We start from the raw sequence: 19056 nt of genomic DNA on the forward strand, positions 1-19056 counted from the left end.
CGGCTGCTCAGCAGGCACCCGCGCCTCCGCCCGCGGCGCCTCCGCCCGCACCTGCGCCGAAGCCCGCTCCGCAGGCTCCTCCAGCTGCTCCCCCGGCCGCTCCTCCGGCCCCGCAGGCCCCGCCGCCTGCTCAGCCCGCGCCTCCGGCCGTGCCGCCGCCCGCGGCGCCTCCGGCCGCACCGCCTGCGCAGCCGCCAGCTCAGAATCCTCCTGCCGCTCCGCCGCAGCTGTCCGCGACCATGCCGCCGAGCGGCGTCGAACTCCAGCCGGGCGGCGGGGCAGTCGCGCTGCCGATCACCGTGCGCAACGACGGCGGTTCGGTGTCCGATCCGGTCCAGGCGACGCTGAACCTGCCGCCTGGAGTGCAGGCGGTTGGGGCGAACGGCGGCGGCGCTGTCGGCGCGTACTCCAGCGAAGCGGCCGCGCAGTCCGGGCCGATGCAGATCGCGTGCCCGGGCGGCACTGGCACGGTCACGTGCAAGACCGGCAGCGGGTTGCAGCCTGGACAGTCGGCTGTGCTGATGTTCCGCCTGAAGGCGGACGAGAACGCGAGCGGCGGCGAGGTGACCGGTTCGGTTACGGCGGGTGCTTCGGTGAACGTCAGTGTCCGCGTCCAGGTGAAGGTCAAGGCCCCGCAGGACGCTCTGTCGCTGAGGGCCGACACGATCGGCCCTTGGTTCCATCCGGTCGTCAGGGCCGACGTGCAGAACACCGGACAGAGCACGAAACCCGTCACGATCACCTTCGACCACAGTGCTACCGGGCCGTTCACCGTCAAGCGGTTCAACTGCACGTCCGGCGATGCCAGCCTGAGCTGCACCAGCGTCAAACCACTGGCTCCAGGTGAGACGGCGGAGTTGTGGGTCGGTGTGGACCGCAAGCCGTTCGATGGTCCGCTCACCGTCACCGTCAACGCCACGCTCGGAAGCGCCTCGGCGAAGCCGGTAGCGCTGCCGCTCGGCTGTTGGTGGGACATGTGCCACGAGCCGACGATCGGACCGCTCTCGTCCACGTCGGTGCCGCTGCCGACGTCGTCGACCTCGAAGAGCCACGCGCCGACTCCGCCGAAGCACCCGAAGCCGAGCACCGCCCCGCCGACCTCGACGGCCCCCGACGACGAGACGCCGGATTCGACGCCGAGCACCCCGTCGACCACCACGAGCGCGCCGCCGAACCCGGGTTCGAACAGCAAGCCCGGCAAACCCGATAACCACGACAAACGCCCGCCGTCGGCCGAACCCCGGGGGTTCTTCGGCTGGTTCACGGAGTAGCGTCCGCCACGTGCGCGAACTCCTGGCGAAGCACCGTGAACTGGTCCGTTTCGCGATGGTCGGCGGCACGAGCTTCCTCATCACGCTGACGATCACGTATGTCCTGAAGTTCACCGTGCTGCGGACCCATCCGGTCACCGCGCTGATCGTCGGTGTGCTGGTCGCCACGATCTTTTCCTACGTCGCGAACCGCGAATGGGCGTTCCGCACTCGCGGCGGGCGGGAGCGCGCGCACGAAGCGGCGCTGTTTTTCCTGATCAGCGGGGTCGCGCTCGGGTTGAATGCGTTGCCGCAGTGGACTTCGCGGTACGTGCTTCAACTGCAGGTGCCGCACGTGAGCCTGGTCGCGCAGGAGACGGCCGACTTCGTCAGCGGGATGATCATCGGCACTCTGCTCGGGACGCTGTTCCGCTGGTGGGCGTTCAAAAAGTGGGTGTTCCCCACGGAGGGCGCCCGGCCGGAGTCAGTGCGAGAGGACAATCCGGATATTCCGGACCGTAAGGCCGCCTGAGACCTGCCGTGACCTCGAATTCTCTAGACTGCGATACGTGACCGTCGTCGAAACCGTGCTCGCCCGCACCCCCGAGCCACTGCGCTCCGTGCTCGTGAAGCACCGGGAGCTTCTGAAGTTCGCGATCGTGGGCGGCACGACCTTCCTGGTCGACAACGGCGTCTGGTACCTGCTGAAGCTCAGCGTGCTGGAGTCGAAACCGACCACGGCGAAGGCGATCGCGATCATCGTCGCGACGATCGTGTCGTACGTGCTCAACCGCGAATGGTCGTTCCGCACCCGCGGCGGCCGCGAACGCGCCCACGAGGCGACGCTGTTCTTCGTGATCAGCGGGGTCGCAGTGGTCGTGAACCTGATTCCGCTGCTGATCTCGCGCTACTGGCTGCACCTGGAAGTGCCGAACGTGTCGCGGCTCGTGCAGGAGGTCGCGGACTTCGCGAGCGGGTCGATCATCGGCATGCTGCTGGCGATGGTGTTCCGATTCTGGGGGTTCAAGAAGTGGGTGTTCCCGGATGAGCTGGGGGAACGGCGGAAGGACGGGGTCACCCGGCTTCCCCGGTGACCGGCTGGCGCTGTTCGACCTTGACGACACGCTGACCGACCTCGGCGGTGCGTTTTCCCGCTGGGCCACGGGAGCTAGGCGAACCAGCTGAACAGCTGTGGGCGAGTTACCGCGCGAGCATTCTGCGGCTCGGGCAGCTATACCCGCATGCGCTGGACGACCTCGGCACTCTGCACGCCACCGGATGGCGAATCGGCGTCGTCGCCAGCGGAATGCAGGACAACCAGTTAGCGAAGATCCGATGCACCGGTCTAGCTGAAGCGGTCGACGGTTACTGCATTTTCGACGCCACAGGCCTGCGCATCTTCCATGACGCCGCGCAAAAATGTGCGCATAGCGTCGGAATTCGCACCCTCTGGATCAGCCATCACCGCGAGTGGCCGCAAGGTCAGCAGCCACCACACCGCAGCGCGATTGACCTGCGGGAAGCCATCCGGGTCCTGCTCAGCGAGGGACCGGCTCCGCAGGCCATCGCAATTCCCCGACCTCATCCGGGCGCGGCACCTTCAGGAACAGACTGAAAATCGCCGGACGCTTATTCGACAGTTCCAAGCGTCCGCCGTCCGCCTCGACCAGGGCGCGCGCCAGAGCCAACCCAACACCGGTCGAACCACCACCAGAAAAACCGCGTTCGAAAATGTGCGGCGCGATTTCATCCGGCACTCCGGACCCGGTATCCGCGACCTCGATCACCACAGTCCCCTCCGCGTCGCCGCGACGGGCGGACAGCGTGACCGTTCCCGCGCCGTGGCGGAGGGCGTTGTCCAGCAGTACTCCGATCACCTCGCGCAGCCGCGCCGGAGTCACGCGCACCATCAAGCCGTCCGCGACCTTCAGCCGTAAGTTCCGGCCCTCGACCCGCAGCAGTTGCCGCCATTCCTCCGCAACCGCGGGCAAGGCGACCGGCAGATCGACGGGCTCGGCATCCACCTCGCGGGCGGCTCGGGCGGCGGCCAGGAGTTCGTCCAGGGCCTGGGCCAGGCGGTCGGCCTGTTCCTGTGCGGCCCGCGACTCCTCCGCGACGTCTGGGTCTTCGTGGCCGGTCAGCGGTTCCAGCCGGAGCTGCAGAGCGGTCAACCGGCTGCGCAGCTGGTGCGAGACGTCCCCGACCAGCTGTCGTTCCCGCTGCACGAGCTGCGCCAAGGCGGACCCGGACGTGTCCAGGGCCTCCGCGACCATGTCCAGCTCGGCCACGCGGTAGCGGCTCGGATCGGGGCGGAAATCGCCGCCGCCCAGGCGGGACGCGCGGTCTGCGACGTGCCGCAGCGGTTTTGCCAGGCGGCGTGCGGTCACTGTCGCCACGACCGTGCCGGTGCCGACCGACAGCACCACCAGGAGCACCACCAGCAGCGTCACCTGCGTCTGCTTCGTGCGTACCGGGCCGCTCGGGATTGCCAGCATCACCGTGCCGCTGCGAGCGGTCGGCACGGATTCGACTACTGGGTCTGGGCCGGGGTTCGCGCCTAAGTGTTTCTCGCTGAAGCCCTCGGCGCGCACGATCAGCATGCCGCCTTCGGGAACGCCGACCCGGAATTGCTCCAGGTCGATTTCCTGGCCGTTCGCGACCTGCGTGTCCACCGTCGCGGCGATGTTGCGGGCTCGTTCGGCCAGGCTTTCCCGGTTGAGGTTTTCCACCAGCCGCCACGCGGTGACGCCGAGCGGGATGCCCAGCACGGCCGCGGTGACCAGCACGGCGAGGAGGATCGCCAGCAGGATCCGGCGGCGCATGCTCATCGGCGGCTACTCGACATTGAACCGGAATCCCACACCGCGCACGGTCGCGATGCGCCGTTCGGCGTCGGAGTGCGCCGGTTTCGCCTGCCTGCCCGCCGCCTCGTCGGCGGCGACCGCGAGTTTGCGGCGCAGCCAGGACATGTGCATGTCGAGCGTCTTCGACGTCTTGGACTCCAGGTCGTTCCACACCTCGGCGAGGATCTCGTCGCGGCTCACGACCTGCCCGGCGCGGCTCATCAGCACGCGCAGCAGCTCGAACTCCTTGTTCGCCAGCTGCACCTCGTGCGAGTCCACTGTGACCAGTCGCGCGCCGAGATCCATCCGGACGCCGCCCGCTTCCAGCACCTCCGGCACCCGGCGGCGCAGCAGCGCGCGGATCCGCGCGAGAAGTTCGGCGAGCCGGAACGGCTTGGCCACGTAGTCGTCCGCGCCCGCGTCGAGACCGACGACGAAGTCGACCTCGTCGGTGCGCGCGGTGAGCATCAGGACCGGCAGTTCGGTGCCGCTCGCGCGCAGTCTGCGGCACACCTCCAGCCCGTCCATCCCGGGCAGCCCGAGATCGAGCACGAGCAGGTCGACGCGGTGCGCGGCGGTCGCGGCCAGCACCGCCGGCCCGTCGGTGACGACCTCGATCTCGTACCCCTCCCGGTGCAGCGCGCGGGACAGCGGCTCGGCGATGGCCGGATCGTCTTCGGCAAGTAGGACCATGCTCACCTGGCCAACCTTACGGCGAACGGGCGTGAAACCATCGTGACCGTGCCTGCCTACTCGGATGACCTCGTTCTCGCCACCCGGCTGGCGGACGCCGCCGACGCGCTGACCACTGCCCGCTTCCGTGCGCTCGACCTCGCGGTGTCCGCGAAACCGGACCGCACTCCGGTGACCGACGCCGACACTGCCGTGGAGGACGCGATCCGCGAAATCCTCGCCGCGGAACGGCCCGGCGACGCGGTCGCGGGCGAAGAACGCGGCGGCACCGCGGGCAGCGAAGGCCGGGCGTGGGTGATCGACCCGATCGACGGGACCAAAAACTTCCTGCGCGGCGTTCCGGTGTGGGCGACGCTGATCGCGCTCGTCGAGGACGGCACTCCGGTGGTCGGCATGATCAGCGCGCCGTTGCTGGGCCGACGCTGGTGGGCGGCTCAGGGTGAAGGCGCGCACTTGCGCGACGCGGCGGGCGAACGGCGCATGTCGGTGTCGAAGGTGGCGACGCTCGGCGACGCCTATCTGTCCACGACGGACTTGAACAGCTGGACCGAGTACCACTCCCGCGAGAAGTACCTCGCGCTCACCGAGGCGTGCTGGGAGTCGCGGGCGTTCGGCGATTTCTGGAGCCACTGCCTCGTCGCCGAGGGTGCGATGGACGTCGCGGCCGAGTGCGTCGTGAACCCGTGGGACGTCGCCGCCGCGCAGGTGATCGTCACCGAGGCGGGCGGCCGGTTCACCGATCTTTCCGGTGCGGAGACCTACGAGGGCGGCTCAGCGCTGTCCACGAACGGGCTGCTGCACGACGAAGCGCTGGCCGTTCTGGCCTCGTGAGTGTTAATCCCGGTTCTAACCGGGATTAACACTCACGAGGCGCCGGGCAGCACGCCGACCGCGCCGCGCGCCACCTGTGACCAGGTCAGCCTGCCGAAGAGGTAGTGGCAGGCGACCTGTTCGGAGGTGAACGCGGCCCAGTCGTAGCGGTTGCCCTGCTCGCGCCAGAACACTTCCCAGCCGCCATCCGCGGTCGGCAGCAGGCACCACGTGTTGTCCGCTTCCCGGCCGATCGACACGACTTCTTCGGGTACTCCGATGACGTCCAGCCACTTCCGAATCGACTGGGTGTTCATGGTGCCTCCCATGTGACGGCAGCCGAAAAACCCAGCTCGACCAGTTCGTCCGCAGAGAACACTGTCTGGGTGTTCATCGTGCCTCCCGCGTGATGTCGACCAAGAATCCCAGCGTGACCAGTTCGTCCGCGGAGAGCACCGCACGGTAGCGGATTCCGCCGCCCGGCCCGTCGAACCACTCCGCCGACGTGGCTTGCCACACCGGCATCGGCTTCAGCACGCGGTAACGGCGGTAGCCGGAACGCAGCGCGGCGGGCGGCAAAGCGCGCTCCGCGAACGGCGTGCCGTCCGGCGCGAACACCCGGCCGTGGTCGCTGCCGAAGCGGTCCAACAGCGTGTTTTCCGGCAATACCACCGGATTCGGCTCCTCGACGCCGCCTTCCGGGAACCGCTCCGCGGGCGGCCACACGTATTCGGCACCGACCACGAACCGGCGCTCCCATTCCGGACCTTCCGGCGGCGCATAGCCTTCGGTGACCGCCTCGGGCGGCTCCGGATCGACCGGCGGCGCGGGCGAACGACGGAAGCCCTGCTTGACGTACCCGAGCACCGCGGTGTCGTCGAGCAGCGCCGATTCCGGATGGTCGAACAGCGGACGCCGGGCAACCCCGTCCGAGGGCAGCGGCAACTGCCGGTCCGGACGGTCCGCCGCCACCGGCAAATGGCCCAGCGGGAACATGTGCACCGAGAACAGCGCCAGCACGCTTTCCCGGTCGGTGCGCGGAGAACCGACCGGCGGACGGCTTTGCCCGGGCAGCACGCCGGTGCCCGCGGGCGGGGTGGGCACGTCGTCGAAGCCGCGTTCGAGCAACCCGCCGTACTGCACGGGCACGCGCACCGGGCCGGTGGCGACGTCGGTGTCTGCGGGTTCGGGCTGGTCGGACACTGGCACCCTCTTCTCGGTCGTGCCGGCACCGGGTCGGACGCCCGCTCGCACCGAAAGGTTCCGGACGAGCGGGAAACCCACCTTATCGGGCGACGGGGATTCGCCGCCGCACCAACGCGCGGGCCGGGCCGCACTCCTCGTGATCGGCGGCGGAACGCGTCGCGAGATCCCTCCGCGCTTTCCGCGCTCTGCTCGACGCCGTAGGCCACCGCGGCAGCGCGCCTCGGTGGATGCGGAAGCGACGAGGGTGCGTTCTCCGGCTCAGCGGCCGGACTGCCCGGCCGCTGGGTGCGAGGACCGTCCGAGCCGAGGCTCAGAACGGGAAACCGTTGGGGCTCTTGGCGATCGTCAACAGTGGCCTGCCGGACTGGGCGACCCCCGCGTCCCGCCCGGGCCGAGCGGGACGAACTCGGGAGCGCTATCCGGCAAGCGCGTTCACGACCCGCGACGGCGACGGACGGCCCAGCTGACCGGCCATCCACACGCTGGTCTCCACCAGCTTGCCGAGATCGACGCCGTGCTCCACGCCGAGCCCTTCCAGCAGCCAGACCAGATCCTCGGTCGCCAGGTTGCCGGTCGCCGACTCGGCGTACGGGCAGCCGCCGAGGCCGCCTGCCGACGAGTCCACAGTGGACACTCCAGCGCGCAGCGCGGCCTCGGTGTTGGCCAGCGCCTGGCCGTAGGTGTCGTGGAAGTGCACGGCGAGAGCCGAGGTGTCCCCGAACGCCTCGATCAGCCGGGTGACCTGGTTCGTGGTGGCGACGCCGATGGTGTCGCCGAGCGAGAGCTGCGAGCAGCCGAAGTCGAGCAGCCGCTTGCCCGCGCGCACGACCTGTTCCGCGGCGACCACGCCTTCCCACGGGTCGCCGAAGCACATCGAGAGGTAGCCGCGGACCTCGAGGCCCTCCTTGCGCGCCCGCGTGACCACCGGTTCGAACATGGCGAACTGGTCGTCGAACGTCGAGTTCAGGTTGCGCTGGGCGAAGGTCTCGGTGGCGCTGGCGAAGATCGCGATGTGGTCGACGCCCGCGTCGAGCGCGCGGTTGAGGCCGCGGTCGTTCGGCACCAGCACCGGGTAGCGGACGCCGTCGTGGCGGTCGAGGCCGGCGAGCAGCTGTTCGGCGTCGGCGAGCTGCGGCACCCACTTCGGGTGCACGAAGCTGGTCGCCTCGAGAGTGGTCAGCCCGGCGCCGGCGAGCCGGTCCAGGAATTCGAGCTTGACCTCGACCGGCACAACCGAGCCCTCGTTCTGCAGCCCGTCGCGTGCCCCGACCTCCCAGATCTCGACCCGCGGCGGCAATCCGCCCGCGGGGACCCGTTCCGGCAGGCCGACCTCTCGAGCACCCACGTCAGCGTCTCCTTCCGCGCGGTTCCCGGCCGCGCGGGGGCAGAGGTTCGGTGTCCTGCGGACCGGGCGCGCCGTGGTAGTCGTCGTAGGGATTGTCGTTGACTTCGCGGTAAATGACCGTGTGCACGTGCTCGACGTGGGGAATGTCATCGAAGCGCAGCGGCTCGTCCGAGGCCGACTCGATGATGAGCGTGCCGCAGCCGAAGATCCGGTCCATCAGGCCGTGCTCGAACTGGACGCTGTTGATCCGCGACAGCGGGATGTCGATGCCGGTGCGCTTGAGCACGCCCTCGCGCGCGATCAGCCGGTCGGTGGTCACGATGAAGTGCGTCGTGCGCCAGCGGACCAGCGGGGCGAGGAACAGCCACACCACGAAGATCAGCGCCACCGCGGCGACCGCGATCATCGTGATGTTGTTCCACGGCCCGGCGAAGTCCTTGGCGACCACGAACAGCCACACCGCCGCGCCGACGGTGATCACGAACGCCAGGAACGGGAAGATCAGCATCTTGAAGTGCGGGTGGCTGTGCACCACCACGCGTTCGTTCTGGCTGAGCAAATCGTCCGGATAGGCCACGGCGGGCGCTCCCCTGCGAATGTGTGCCGATGTGGTGGATCCACCGTACCGGCGCTGGCCTCGCGCGGGCGCGCCCGTTCCGGTCAAGCAGGGCGGACGTGCACCACATCACCCGCGAAAACGGTCAGCCGCCTGCCGTCGGGGACGTCGACCTGCAACTGGCCGGACGGGTCCAGGTCCGCGGCGCGTCCGGTGAGCGTCGACCCGTCCGGCAGCTGCACCCGGACGTCCTGGCCGAGCGTCGCGCACCGGGCGCGGTAGTCGCCGAGCAGTCCGGCTTCGGTGAGGTCTCCGCCTGCTGTCCGCCAGCGGCGTTCGAGGTCGTCGAACCTGGTCAGGAGGCCGAGCGCGATCTCGGTGCGGTCGGTGGTCGTCGCGCCCTGCTCGGCGAGCGAGGTCGGGGGCAGACCGCCCGGGCCTGCCGGGACGTCGTCGCCGAGCGGCAGGACGTTGAGCCCGATGCCGAGCACCACGGCCGCGTCCTCGCTGCCGACGGCCTCGGCGAGGATGCCCGCGCACTTGGCCCGCTCCGGCCCGGCGAGCACGTCGTTAGGCCATTTGAGGGCGACGTCGACGCCCAGATCGGTGGCCAGCGCGTGCACCGCGAGACCGGCGACCACAGACAGTGAACCGAGCGCGGAGAACGGCACGCCCGCGGGGCGCAGCGCGATGCTCAGGTACAGCCCGGCCCCCTTCGGCGAACTCCACGAACGAGCCCGCCGCCCCACTCCGGCGGTCTGGTGTTCGGCCAGCAAAACGGTCCGGTCTTCCGCGCCTGCGGTGAGGGCTTCCCGCAGGTCAGCGTTAGTGGAACCGGTCGTCTCCACGACGTCGAGGCGGGCGTAGCGGCCGCCGAGTCCGTCCCGCAGCCGCGCCGCGTCGAGTTCAGCCATGTGCCCACAATATGAGAGTCCCCCTAACGTGCAAGCCGTTCGCTCGTTACCCAGAGGTGCGCTCTTCTAGATTGGACGCCGTGACGCCGGAGACCCCCACCGCCGACGCGCCGCCGAAGCCCGCCTGGGCTCGCGGCGCGCTGCATCGTGGCCTCGTGGCGTTGCCGCTGGTCGCCGGCCTCGCCACCGCGGGTTGGCTGGTCGCCGGACGCGATCAGCCCGCTCCCGTTCCGGCGCAGGCCGCGCTCACCGCGCCAGTGCCGACGCAGACCGTCAGCGGTCCGTCGGTGCTGCAAGCAAGCGCTCCGGTGCAAGCGCAGGAACCGGCTCAGGGCGCGGCTGGCGGAGGCGGTGGTCCGGCTCCGCTGCAAAAGTGGGCGGATTCGCTCGCCGGGCCGCTGGACATCCCGGCCCCCGCGTTGCTCGGGTACGCCAACGGCGAGCTGACCATGCGCAAGGAACGCCCGGACTGTCACCTGTCGTGGGTCACCCTGGCGGGCCTCGGCGTCGCCGGAAACAACCACGGCCGCGGCGACGGTTCCGCGATGGGGCTTTCGACGCAGCAGTGGAAGAAGTACGGCGCGCAGATCCCCGGCATCGCGAACCCGGCGCTGACCGACCCGTCGGCCGCATCCGTCGCCGCGGGCCGCGCACTGTGCGCGAGCGGCGTCGATCTGTCCGCGGGCAATGGCTGGTGGAAGGCCCTGGCCGGGTACGAGAACGGCAGCGACATGGAGCTGTTTCGCCAGCGAGTGCTCGGCTACGCCCAGCTGTACGCGACGCTTTCCCTCGACCCGGCGAAGTCCAACGCGCCGTCGGTGCACGCCACGCGATTCGCGCTCGGACAGCTCGGCCTGCCCTATGTCTGGGGCGGCAACGGTCCCGACGCGGGCGCGGCCGGGTTCGACTGCTCGGGTCTCACCAAGGCTTCCTACGACAGCGCCGGGATTTCCTTGCCGCGCACGGCGGACAGCCAGTTCCGTTCGATGCCGCAGGTCCCGGGCGGGCAGGAACCGCAGCTGGGCGATCTCGTCTTCTACGGCAGCCCGGCGCACATCCACCACGTGGGGCTGTATCTCGGGAACGGCCTGATGATCAACGCGCCGACCGAGGGACAGGCGATCCAGATCCACACGTTCCACCGGCCCGGCGACGACTACGCCGGGGCGGGGCATCCGGCGAACTGACGTCGAGTCTCAGGACCAGCGGCAAGATTTCCGTTTTCGCACGCACCGCCCGTCTGCCGCTTATGCTCCGGCGTATTCTTCCTGACCGGAAAGGTATGCCATGTCCGCTCGTATGCTCCCTTTTCTCGCCGTAGGCGCTGCCCTCCTGATCAGCAGCTGCTCCGGCGAAAGCGGCGGCACCGCCTCCCCGGCACCCTCGACCGCGCCCGCATCCTCCTCGGCGGCACAGCCCTCGCCGTCTACTTCTGCGGCGCCGTCGTCATCCGCCGCAGAGTCGACCGGCGGCGACGCGGTCGAGCGGTACGAAGCCTTCATGCACGCGGCGGGCAAGGAGGACCTCGCGACGGTCTGCGAGATCGCCGGTCCGGCCGCCAAGCAGGCGGAGGACCAGGGCATGGGCCCGTGCGAGAAGACGATGCCGATGGCGTTCAAGCTGATCTCCCCGACGCAGAAGAAGGCCCTGCAGACCGCCACGGTCGACCGGTCCAAGATCAAGGACGGGGCCAAGAAGGTCGAGATCCCGGCGAGCGCGGTGAAGGCGTCCGTCAAGTTCACCGACAGCGACCTCGGCGACGCGGTTATGGAGAATCGCGGCGGCAAGTGGTACGTAGTCGACTGACCCAGTGCGAGGCACCTGCGCGGCGGGCTACTTCGGCGGCCTTGCGGTAGTGCTCTTCGGGCGGCAATCCCAGCCGGACGGCCAACTCGCCCAGGTAATAGGCGACTGGCCCCAGTGTCACCACGCCGGAACCGGCACCGGCTAGTTCGTTCTCCGCTGGGATCAGTCGCTCGTACAGCTCGCGTGCGTCTCCGGTCGAGGCGGTGAGGCAAGCGCGCAGTTCCAGGAACAGGTCCGGGCGATCTGACGGCAGCGAGTAGTCCACTGTGGACTCCAGGCCGTGTTGCAGGTACAGGCAATGCCGGGCCAGCGGCAGCAGGCCACGGTCCACTCCGGACATTCCGCTGCCGGACAACCGGGTCGCGGAGCTGCGGTAGGCGGCTTCCGCGGCGGCGACCGGGCCGGTGACGGCCAGGCGGAGCGCGCGGTACCAGTCGGTGAACACGCTGACGAGCGGGAGGTCGTACTGCTCCCCCAGCCGATCGGCCGCGGTCGCGTGAGTGTCGGCGGCAGTGAAGTCGGCGAGCGCTGAGCGGGCTTGCATCAGCACGAGGTGACCGAGCACCTCGAACGTCACTAATCGTTGCCGGGCAGCGAGTTCTACCAGCTCTTCGCCGATCCGGGCGCGTTCCGGGGCCAGCCCAGCGCGGGTGAAGGTCTGCGTCCAGCGCGCGTTCAACGCCAACGCGAGCAGCGCCGGATCCCCGGCGGACCGCGCCAGTTTCTCCGCTTCGACGGCTGCGTCGTGCGCGCGTTGACCGCCTTCGTTGCGCAGTTCCAACGCGATGGTCGCCAGTAACCGGGCGCGTACGCGTGGATCGGTGGCGTGGACGCGTTCGGCGGCGTCGGCGATGCGGCGGGCCAGCGCGGGGTCGTCGTTCTCGGTCCAGATTCCCGGCACGTCGAACGCGGTCAAAACCCGGATGGTCAACGCGGAATCGTCGCCCGCGAGGTCCAAGGCCTCGGCGCGGTAGCGGCGCGCGGCGGTCAAGGAACCGGTGAACGCGGACGTCCGGGCTAGTCCCATCAGCAACTCAACGGTGCGCGGGCCCTGCGCTAAAGCGGCTTGCCAGAGTCGAAGTGCTTCGTGGGGTGCGAAATCCCGCTCAGCACGTTCCGCGGCTGCTTGCGCGTAGGCGGTGCCGCGATCGTCTCCGGCGAGCAGGAAGTGGTGGGCCAGCAGGGAAATCTCGGACGGTCGGCGGCTGACCAACGCTTCGCCGACCTCCCGATGCAGCTGAGCGCGCCGAGCCATCGACAGATCGTCGTACACGGCGTCGCGGACGAGCGCGTGCGCGAACCGGAATGCTCGTGGTCCGCTTTCGGTCAGAAACCCTGCCTGCACAGCGATTTCCAGTTCTTCGAGGACGTCACCGAGCAGGCCGAGGTCGACGTCCGCACCGATCACCGCGGCCTTCCCGAGGACCGCGCGTACGTGGTCGGGCAACGCGGCGATTCGGTTCCGGACGACGTCGCGCACTCCGTCCGGCAAGTCGCCTTCGGCATCCAAAGCGCGGGCGAGTTCCTTGACGAAGAACGGATTCCCGCCGGACCGCCGATGAATCACCGCGGCGGACTCCGGACCGACCAGCTCGGCCACCGCCTCGACCGAAAGCCCGCCGAGGTAAAGCCGAACCGGGTCGGCGCGCGCGAGTCTGCCCAACGCGGCGGTCAGTTCCGCGGAAACCTCGGTGGTCCGATACGTCGCGATCAACAACACTGGAGCCGCGGTCATCGACGTCAGCAGGGCCAGCGTTTCCTCGCCCGCCCACTGCAAATCGTCGAGGACGAGCAGCAGTGGACTCCGGCGAGCCACCTCGGCGATCCGCGCGGTCATCGCCTGATGCCATTCGAACCGCGCCACCGCCGGGTCGCCGCCTGCAGGCCGTGGCGGGACCGGTTCGCCCAGTGTGGCGAGAATCCGCGTCCACGGCCAGGCGGGCGGCACCCCGGCACCGTCCGGATTCACGCCCCACGCCGTAGTCCAGCCCAGCCGCGCGGCGAATTCCTCGACCAGCGCGGTCTTGCCCGCGCCTGCCTCGCCGGATACGAGAACGAGCCGGAATCGCTTGCGGTCAGCCACTTCCGCCGCGACCTCGGCGAGCCGCGTCAGCTCCGCATCTCGCCCAGCCAATCGCGTAGGAACCGACGTCACCAACTGCGGGGCCTGCGCGAGGATGTCCTGCTCCACCTGCCGCAACGCCGGTCCAGGATCGACGCCCAACTCCGCTGCCAACCCGGCCCGCGCCCGACGCAGAGCGGCAAGCGCATCACCCTGCCGTCCAGCGCGGTACAACGCGAGCGTCAGCAACCGCCATGCTTCCTCACGCAGCGGATGAGCGTCCACAAGGGACTCCAGATCCGGCACCGCTTCGGCAGCCCGGCCGAGATCCAACAGGCCAGCAGCCCGCCGTTCCAGCGCAAGCAACCGAAGTTCGTCGAGCCGAGCCCGTTCGGCGCGCGTCCACGGCTCGTCGGCGAACTCCGCGTACGGCTCGCCGCGCCACCAGCCGAGGGCCTCGTCCAGCTGCGCGACCGACGGCGTCCCCCGCAGCAATGCCGCGAAACGCCACGCGTCGACCTGCTCCGGTTCAGCGCGCAGCGCGTACCCCGGCCCGGCGGTGACCAGCAGCTTCGCGGGCGTCCGCGGCGGACGGTCCGGTTCGAGCGAACGCCGCAGCGCCCCGACGAAGGTCTGCACCGCGCCGACAGCACCCGCTCGCGGCTCGCTCCACAACGCGTCGACCAGCGCGTCCGTCGAAACCACCTGTCCGCGGGCGACGAGCAGGCGCGCGAGCACCGCACGATGCCGCGGCCCGGGCAGCGCCACCGGCCCGCGCGCGTCGTGGGCCGTCAACGGGCCCAGCACCGAGAACGAGATGGTCATCGGTTCCGTACTGTAATCAGCTCGGTCGTCGCTGATCGGTTGCTGATCGGCCCGGCGCACGCTGGGTCGCATGAACTTCGACTACCAGCGGGTGCCCGTCGCCGACGGCGTGTCGCTCAACGTGGCGGTCGCGGGCTCCGGCTCGCCGATCGTCCTGCTGCACGGCTTCCCGCAGACCCACCTGATGTGGCGGCACGTCGCCGCCGATCTCGCCGCCGACCACACTGTCCTGTGCCCGGACCTGCGCGGCTACGGCGACAGCGACAAGCCCGCCGACGACGGCCAGACCTACTCGAAGCGCACCATGGCCGCCGATGTCGTCGCCCTCGCCCGCGCCTTCGGACACGAGCAGTTCGCACTCGCCGGACACGACCGCGGCGCGCTCGTCGCGATCCGCGCCGGCCTCGACCACCCGGACCACGTGTCCCACCTGGCGATCCTCGACGTGCTGCCGACGCTGGACATGTGGGACGTGCTGCACGGCGTCAGCGCGGCGGTCGCCTTCCACCTCTACCTCATGGCGCAGCCGCCCGGCCTTCCCGAGCAGCTGATCAGCGGCGCGCCGGACGCGTTCTTCAGCTACTTCCTCGACCAGTGGGGCGCCAATCCGGAAGCCATCCCGGCCGACATCCGCGCCCGGTACCTCGAAGCGAGCCGGAACGCGGTGCCGTCGATCGTCGCCGACTACCGCGCGTCCGCGGGCATCGACGTCGAGCACGATCGCGCCGACCGGGAATCGGGCAATCAGCTCAAGATGCCGACCACCGTGCTGCAACAGGATTGGGGTGTCGCGCTGGGCTACGACGCGGTCTCGCTCTGGCGCGCGTGGGCACCGGACTGTGTGCACGAAACCGTACACAGTGGACATTTCATGGCCGAGACTTCCCCTGCCAGCGTTACGAAATCACTGCGGGACCTGCTCGCACGCTGACCCGCCGAAAGTCGTGCCCCGGACGAGTGGTCGCCAGTAATTCACCCACCGACCGCTCTCCGGGACACCTTCGCCGTGGCACGGTCTATGCCGCTCCCACCTGAGCGCATTTCCCGACCGATCTTGGAGGACCTGTGTTCCGCAAGCGGATCGTGGCCGCCGTCGCGACGGCAATCCTCGGCGCGGCAACCGCCGCCCAACCCGCCTCAGCAGCGGCGTCCGTGCCCACCTTCGACCACGTCGTGCTCGTGATGTTCGAGAACGAGTCGTCGACGTCGATCGACTCGACCACCGCGCCTTACTTCGCCTCGCTCGCCGCGCAAGGCGCGAACTTCACCGACTCCCACGCCCTCACCCACCCGAGCCAGCCGAACTACGTCGCGCTGTTCTCGGGCGACACCCAGGGCGTCACCGACGACACCTGCCCGCAAAACCTCGGCGCGGTGGACAACCTCGGTTCGCAGCTCGCCGGCGCGGGCAAGACCTTCACCGGCTACTCGGAGTCGATGCCGTCGGACGGCTACACCGGCTGCTCGTCCGGCGAGTACCGGCGCAAGCACAACAGCTGGGTCGACTTCTCGAACGTGCCCGCGTCGAGCAACCTGCGCTACTCCCAGTTCCCGTCGGACTACTCGCAGCTGCCCAGCGTCGCGTTCGTGACCCCGAACATGTGCAACGACATGCACGACTGCTCGGTCGGCACCGGCGACACCTGGCTGAAGAACAACCTCGACGGCTACGCACAGTGGGCCAAGACGCACAACAGCCTGCTGATCGTGACGTTCGACGAGGACGAAGGCACCTCGACGAACCAGATCTACACGAGCTTCACCGGCGCGCACGTGAAGCAAGGCGACTACTCGGAAACGATCAACCACTACACCGTGCTGCGCACCATGGAGGCCGCCAACGGTCTCCCCGGCATCGCCAACGCGGCGAACGAAACGCCGATCACCGACGCCTGGCAGTGACGCCCGCCGGTCGCGGCCGCCTCGCCGGGGCCGCGGCCGGGGTGCGCCCGGCTGTGCCGAACTGGAATGTCAGACTGATCCGACCAGCGGATCTGACAACCAGGGAGAGCGATGGGCGACGGGCAATCTGCCGCCGAGGTGCTCTCCGCGGAACTGGCCACGCTGCGCGCGCGGGCCGGGAATCCGTCGTTCCGCAAGATGGCCGACCGCTCCGGCCAGATCTCGCACACCACACTGCACGAGGCGGTTCGCGGCACCCGGTTCCCGTCGTGGGACACCACGCGCGAGTTCGTCCGGGCGTGCGACGCCGACGAACAGCAGTGGCGGCGACGCTGGGAAGAACTGAAAGGCGTGCCGCCGGAACCCGAGGCCGCCGTCGCCGAACCGGCTGAAGTCGAGATCGTCAAAACGGCCGCGGAACCGGTGCTGATCACCTCGGACCCGGCCGCCTCGGAAAAACCCCGGCGTCGCCGCAAGTACGCGCTGGCCGCGGTCGCGTTCGTCGTCGTGCTGCTCGCCGCCGTCACCGCGATCGTGGTGCCGAAACTGAAGAGCGGCGGCCTGGTCGACGTCGGGGCGCGCGTCTCCGGCGACAACTCCAAGTTCGTCGGCGACGTGACCGTGCCCGACGGCACCGAAATCCACGTCGGCGAGACCGTCCAGAAGGTGTGGGAGCTGCAGAACACCGGCTCGGTGATCTGGCATCAGCGGTACCTGCAGCGAATGGACCTGCCGCCGAGCCCCGGCTCCTGCCGCACCCCGGACCGGGTGCTGATCGGCGACACCCCGCCCGGCGACCACGTGATGGTGAGCGTTCCGCTGACCGCTTCGCCCGCGCCGGGACGCTGCTGGATCGGCTGGAAGATGGTCGACGCGAACGGCGCGGAGTTCTTCACGACCCGCCGTCCGGTGTATGTCCTGGTGACGGTCGTCTCCTGACGCGTGTCAGATTCTGTAAGACCTGGTCACCGGGGTACCGAACACCCCAGCCCGCTCGCAAGGATGAGTGCCGCTGGGGGTCGGTCCGTGGCAGCTCGCGAACAGCGCTGCCACGGACCGCCGCATTCAGGCCGGACGGCGGAACGTGGTCCGGTAGGCGCTCGGCGAGACCCCGAGCGCGGCCTGCAGGTGCTGGCGCAGCGACGCGGCCGTCCCGAATCCGCACGCCGCGGCGACCCGGTCGACCGGCAGCTCCGATTCCTCCAGCAACTGCCGCGCGCGCTCCACTCGCTGCTGGGTCAGCCACTGCAGCGCCGACATCCCGACCTCGTCCCGGAACCGCCGCGTGAACGTCCGCGTGCTCATCGACTCGCGCATCGCCAGGTCACGCAACGTGATCGGCCGGTCGAGGTGTTCCAAGGCCCACGCCCGCGCGGCCGAGGTGGACGACGACCGCGGCTCCGGCACCGGACGGCGGATGAACTGGGCCTGACCGCCCTCGCGATGCGGCGAAACGACCGTGCCGCGAGCGACCTCGTTGGCGACCGCAGCACCGAAGTCGCGCCGGATCATGTGCAGGCAGAGGTCGATGCCGGACGCGACGCCCGCCGAAGTGAGCACGTTGCCGTCCTCGGTGTAGAGCACGTCCGGGTCGAGCTGCACGCGCGGGTATTCGAGCTGGAACTCGCATGCCGAACGCCAGTGCGTGGTCGCGCGGCGGCCGTCGAGCAGGCCCATCGCGGCGAGCACGTACGCGCCGGTGCAGATCGAGGCGATCCGGCTGTCCGGGCGCACCAGGTTCATCGCGTGCTTGAGCTGCTCGGTCAACTGGTGTCCGGCGGGCTCGTACTCGAGCGACGACGCGGGCACGATCACCGTGTCGGCCTCGGCCACCGCTTCCGGCCCCTGCTCGACCGGGATGGTGAAGTCCGAATCGGTGCGGATGTCGCCGGGCTCCGGCGTGCAGGTGACGACCTCGTACAACCGCTCGCCGTCCGCGGATTTGGCCTGGCCGAACAGCCGGTGGACGATGCCGAGTTCCATCACGAGCATGCCGTGCCGCACCAGCACCGCGACCTTGTGCCGCTCCGGATGACGAAAAACAGCCATGGCCCGATTCTTGCACAAGGTGGCCATCGGGCCACTGTTTTGGCCGTTTCGCCGGTTGCACCCTGGCCTCATGAACGTCTTGTGGATCTACGCCCACCCCGACCCCGCATCGCTCAACGGCGCGCTTCGCGACGAGGGCGTCGCCACCCTTCGCGATCTCGGCCACGACGTGCGCGAATCCGATCTGTACGCGATGCGCTGGAACCCGATCGTCGACGAGATCGCGACCGTGCCCGAGGACGTCCGGATCGAGCACGAAAAACTCGACTGGGCGGACACGGTCGTCGTCCAATTCCCGCTCTGGTGGGCGGACACCCCAGCCATCCTGAAGGGCTGGTTCGACCGCGTTTTCGTGCAGGGATACGGCTATGACTACCGCGACGAAACCGGCCACACTCTGCGCTACGGCAACGGCGTGCTGGCCGGGAAACGCGCGATGGTCATCGTCACCGCCGGGGCGCACGAGGACAGTCTCGGCCCGCGCGGCGCGCACGGTTCGCTGGACGACCTGCTGTTCAACGTCCAGCACGCCACGCTCTTCTACACCGGCATGACGGTCCTGCCGCCGCTCAAGGTGACCGGCACGAACCGGATGACGCCGGAGAAGTTCGATTGCGTCGCCGAGCAGCTGCGCAAACGTTTGCACTCCCTGGAAACGACCGATCCGCTGCCCTACCGCACGCAGGACGGCGGCGACTACGACCGGCGGCTCGTCCTGCTTCCCGAGGTCGCCCCAGGTCAGACCGGGTACGGGGCGCACCTGACGGCTTGACCCATATATACCTCCGTGGTTAT

General features: G+C 69.5%; 20 protein-coding genes. 10 read left to right on the plus strand and 10 right to left on the minus strand.

The genetic code is table 11. The annotated features are described in order from the left end of the window. The coding region (locus D0D37_RS47575; protein ID WP_208720274.1) for a hypothetical protein at window positions 1-180 on the minus strand (180 nt) is incomplete at its 3' end. Between the two features lie 59 nt (window positions 181-239). Between D0D37_RS47575 and D0D37_RS34420 the strand changes: the two genes are divergently transcribed. From D0D37_RS34420 to D0D37_RS34430, 3 genes are read left to right on the plus strand one after another with little or no spacing between them, the layout of a single operon-like run. Then, complete coding sequence (locus tag D0D37_RS34420; protein ID WP_208720275.1) at window positions 240-1271, plus strand: COG1361 family protein; 1032 nt, start codon at window positions 240-242, stop codon at window positions 1269-1271. 10 nt (window positions 1272-1281) lie between these two features. After that, window positions 1282-1782 (plus strand): GtrA family protein, encoded by a 501-nt coding sequence (locus D0D37_RS34425; RefSeq protein ID WP_116204766.1) that lies wholly within the window; start codon window positions 1282-1284, stop codon window positions 1780-1782. Window positions 1783-1819: 37 nt separating this feature from the next. Then, window positions 1820-2344 (plus strand): GtrA family protein, encoded by a 525-nt coding sequence (locus tag D0D37_RS34430; protein ID WP_116204767.1) that lies wholly within the window; start codon window positions 1820-1822, stop codon window positions 2342-2344. A gap of 444 nt (window positions 2345-2788) precedes the next feature. On the opposite strand, the gene D0D37_RS34435 is transcribed toward D0D37_RS34430, so the two are convergent. Next, complete coding sequence (locus tag D0D37_RS34435) at window positions 2789-4072, minus strand: ATP-binding protein (protein WP_116204793.1); 1284 nt, start codon at window positions 4070-4072, stop codon at window positions 2789-2791. 12 nt (window positions 4073-4084) lie between these two features. After that, complete coding sequence (locus D0D37_RS34440) at window positions 4085-4786, minus strand: response regulator transcription factor (RefSeq protein ID WP_009072764.1); 702 nt, start codon at window positions 4784-4786, stop codon at window positions 4085-4087. 42 nt (window positions 4787-4828) lie between these two features. Between D0D37_RS34440 and hisN the strand changes: the two genes are divergently transcribed. Beyond that, window positions 4829-5617 carry a histidinol-phosphatase gene (hisN, locus tag D0D37_RS34445; RefSeq protein WP_116204768.1) on the plus strand — a complete coding sequence of 263 codons (789 nt, stop codon included), beginning with the start codon at window positions 4829-4831 and terminating at the stop codon, window positions 5615-5617. A gap of 32 nt (window positions 5618-5649) precedes the next feature. On the opposite strand, the gene D0D37_RS34450 is transcribed toward hisN, so the two are convergent. The 5 genes from D0D37_RS34450 to D0D37_RS34470 form a co-directional block, all read right to left on the minus strand. Continuing rightward, a complete protein-coding gene (locus D0D37_RS34450; RefSeq protein WP_116204794.1) occupies window positions 5650-5913 on the minus strand; it encodes a hypothetical protein in 264 nt (87 codons plus the stop codon). 73 nt (window positions 5914-5986) lie between these two features. Beyond that, window positions 5987-6799, minus strand: coding sequence for a TNT domain-containing protein (locus D0D37_RS34455; protein ID WP_244223779.1), 813 nt, complete (start codon window positions 6797-6799; stop codon window positions 5987-5989). 418 nt (window positions 6800-7217) lie between these two features. Further along, window positions 7218-8147: a hydroxymethylglutaryl-CoA lyase gene (locus D0D37_RS34460; RefSeq protein WP_116204770.1), complete on the minus strand. Its 930-nt coding sequence runs from the start codon at window positions 8145-8147 to the stop codon at window positions 7218-7220. A 1-nt stretch (window position 8148) separates the two neighbouring features. Continuing rightward, window positions 8149-8724 carry a PH domain-containing protein gene (locus D0D37_RS34465; RefSeq protein ID WP_116204771.1) on the minus strand — a complete coding sequence of 192 codons (576 nt, stop codon included), beginning with the start codon at window positions 8722-8724 and terminating at the stop codon, window positions 8149-8151. 83 nt (window positions 8725-8807) lie between these two features. After that, entirely contained in the window at window positions 8808-9617 is an 810-nt protein-coding gene (locus D0D37_RS34470) for a biotin--[acetyl-CoA-carboxylase] ligase (RefSeq protein ID WP_116204772.1), read from the minus strand. 80 nt (window positions 9618-9697) lie between these two features. Here D0D37_RS34470 and D0D37_RS34475 point away from each other — a divergent pair, with 80 nt between their 5' ends. After that, complete coding sequence (locus tag D0D37_RS34475; RefSeq protein ID WP_244223780.1) at window positions 9698-10804, plus strand: C40 family peptidase; 1107 nt, start codon at window positions 9698-9700, stop codon at window positions 10802-10804. A 100-nt stretch (window positions 10805-10904) separates the two neighbouring features. Beyond that, on the plus strand, window positions 10905-11423 hold the full coding sequence (locus D0D37_RS34480) for a hypothetical protein (protein WP_116204774.1): 519 nt from the start codon (window positions 10905-10907) through the stop codon (window positions 11421-11423). Here D0D37_RS34480 and D0D37_RS34485 read toward each other — a convergent pair. Next, complete coding sequence (locus tag D0D37_RS34485; protein ID WP_116204775.1) at window positions 11383-14310, minus strand: ATP-binding protein; 2928 nt, start codon at window positions 14308-14310, stop codon at window positions 11383-11385. The genes D0D37_RS34480 and D0D37_RS34485 overlap by 41 nt on opposite strands. A 70-nt stretch (window positions 14311-14380) precedes the next feature. Here D0D37_RS34485 and D0D37_RS34490 point away from each other — a divergent pair, with 70 nt between their 5' ends. The 3 genes from D0D37_RS34490 (at window position 14381) to D0D37_RS46930 (ending at window position 17151) form a co-directional block, all read left to right on the plus strand. Further along, window positions 14381-15241: an alpha/beta fold hydrolase gene (locus tag D0D37_RS34490; RefSeq protein ID WP_116204776.1), complete on the plus strand. Its 861-nt coding sequence runs from the start codon at window positions 14381-14383 to the stop codon at window positions 15239-15241. 134 nt (window positions 15242-15375) lie between these two features. Next, the gene (locus D0D37_RS34495) at window positions 15376-16212 is read left to right on the plus strand and encodes an alkaline phosphatase family protein (protein WP_116204777.1); all 837 of its coding nucleotides are present in this window, start codon (window positions 15376-15378) and stop codon (window positions 16210-16212) included. 111 nt (window positions 16213-16323) lie between these two features. Beyond that, window positions 16324-17151 (plus strand): NBR1-Ig-like domain-containing protein, encoded by an 828-nt coding sequence (locus D0D37_RS46930; protein ID WP_162834609.1) that lies wholly within the window; start codon window positions 16324-16326, stop codon window positions 17149-17151. A gap of 126 nt (window positions 17152-17277) precedes the next feature. Here the strand turns inward: D0D37_RS46930 and D0D37_RS34505 are convergent, their stop codons facing one another. Next, entirely contained in the window at window positions 17278-18261 is a 984-nt protein-coding gene (locus tag D0D37_RS34505; RefSeq protein WP_116204778.1) for a helix-turn-helix domain-containing protein, read from the minus strand. A 70-nt stretch (window positions 18262-18331) separates the two neighbouring features. Between D0D37_RS34505 and D0D37_RS34510 the strand changes: the two genes are divergently transcribed. After that, window positions 18332-19033: an NAD(P)H-dependent oxidoreductase gene (locus D0D37_RS34510; protein WP_116204795.1), complete on the plus strand. Its 702-nt coding sequence runs from the start codon at window positions 18332-18334 to the stop codon at window positions 19031-19033. Window positions 19034-19056: the final 23 nt, after the last annotated feature.

This window comes from Amycolatopsis circi (genome assembly GCF_003385235.1).
GTDB classification, from domain to species: Bacteria; Actinomycetota; Actinomycetes; order Mycobacteriales; family Pseudonocardiaceae; genus Amycolatopsis; species Amycolatopsis circi.

Excerpts from the sequence above, each read along its gene's own strand:
- D0D37_RS34420 (WP_208720275.1), top strand. The coding sequence starts at position 240 with ATGCCGCCGAGCGGCGTCGAACTCCAGCCGGGCGGCGGGGCAGTCGCG.
- D0D37_RS34435 (WP_116204793.1), bottom strand. The coding sequence starts at position 4,072 with ATGCGCCGCCGGATCCTGCTGGCGATCCTCCTCGCCGTGCTGGTCACC.
- D0D37_RS34440 (WP_009072764.1), bottom strand. The coding sequence starts at position 4,786 with ATGGTCCTACTTGCCGAAGACGATCCGGCCATCGCCGAGCCGCTGTCC.
- D0D37_RS34450 (WP_116204794.1), bottom strand. The coding sequence starts at position 5,913 with ATGAACACCCAGTCGATTCGGAAGTGGCTGGACGTCATCGGAGTACCC.
- D0D37_RS34470 (WP_116204772.1), bottom strand. The coding sequence starts at position 9,617 with ATGGCTGAACTCGACGCGGCGCGGCTGCGGGACGGACTCGGCGGCCGC.
- D0D37_RS34480 (WP_116204774.1), top strand. The coding sequence starts at position 10,905 with ATGTCCGCTCGTATGCTCCCTTTTCTCGCCGTAGGCGCTGCCCTCCTG.
- D0D37_RS34485 (WP_116204775.1), bottom strand. The coding sequence starts at position 14,310 with ATGACCATCTCGTTCTCGGTGCTGGGCCCGTTGACGGCCCACGACGCG.
- D0D37_RS34490 (WP_116204776.1), top strand. The coding sequence starts at position 14,381 with ATGAACTTCGACTACCAGCGGGTGCCCGTCGCCGACGGCGTGTCGCTC.
- D0D37_RS46930 (WP_162834609.1), top strand. The coding sequence starts at position 16,324 with ATGGGCGACGGGCAATCTGCCGCCGAGGTGCTCTCCGCGGAACTGGCC.
- D0D37_RS34505 (WP_116204778.1), bottom strand. The coding sequence starts at position 18,261 with ATGGCTGTTTTTCGTCATCCGGAGCGGCACAAGGTCGCGGTGCTGGTG.
- D0D37_RS34510 (WP_116204795.1), top strand. The coding sequence starts at position 18,332 with ATGAACGTCTTGTGGATCTACGCCCACCCCGACCCCGCATCGCTCAAC.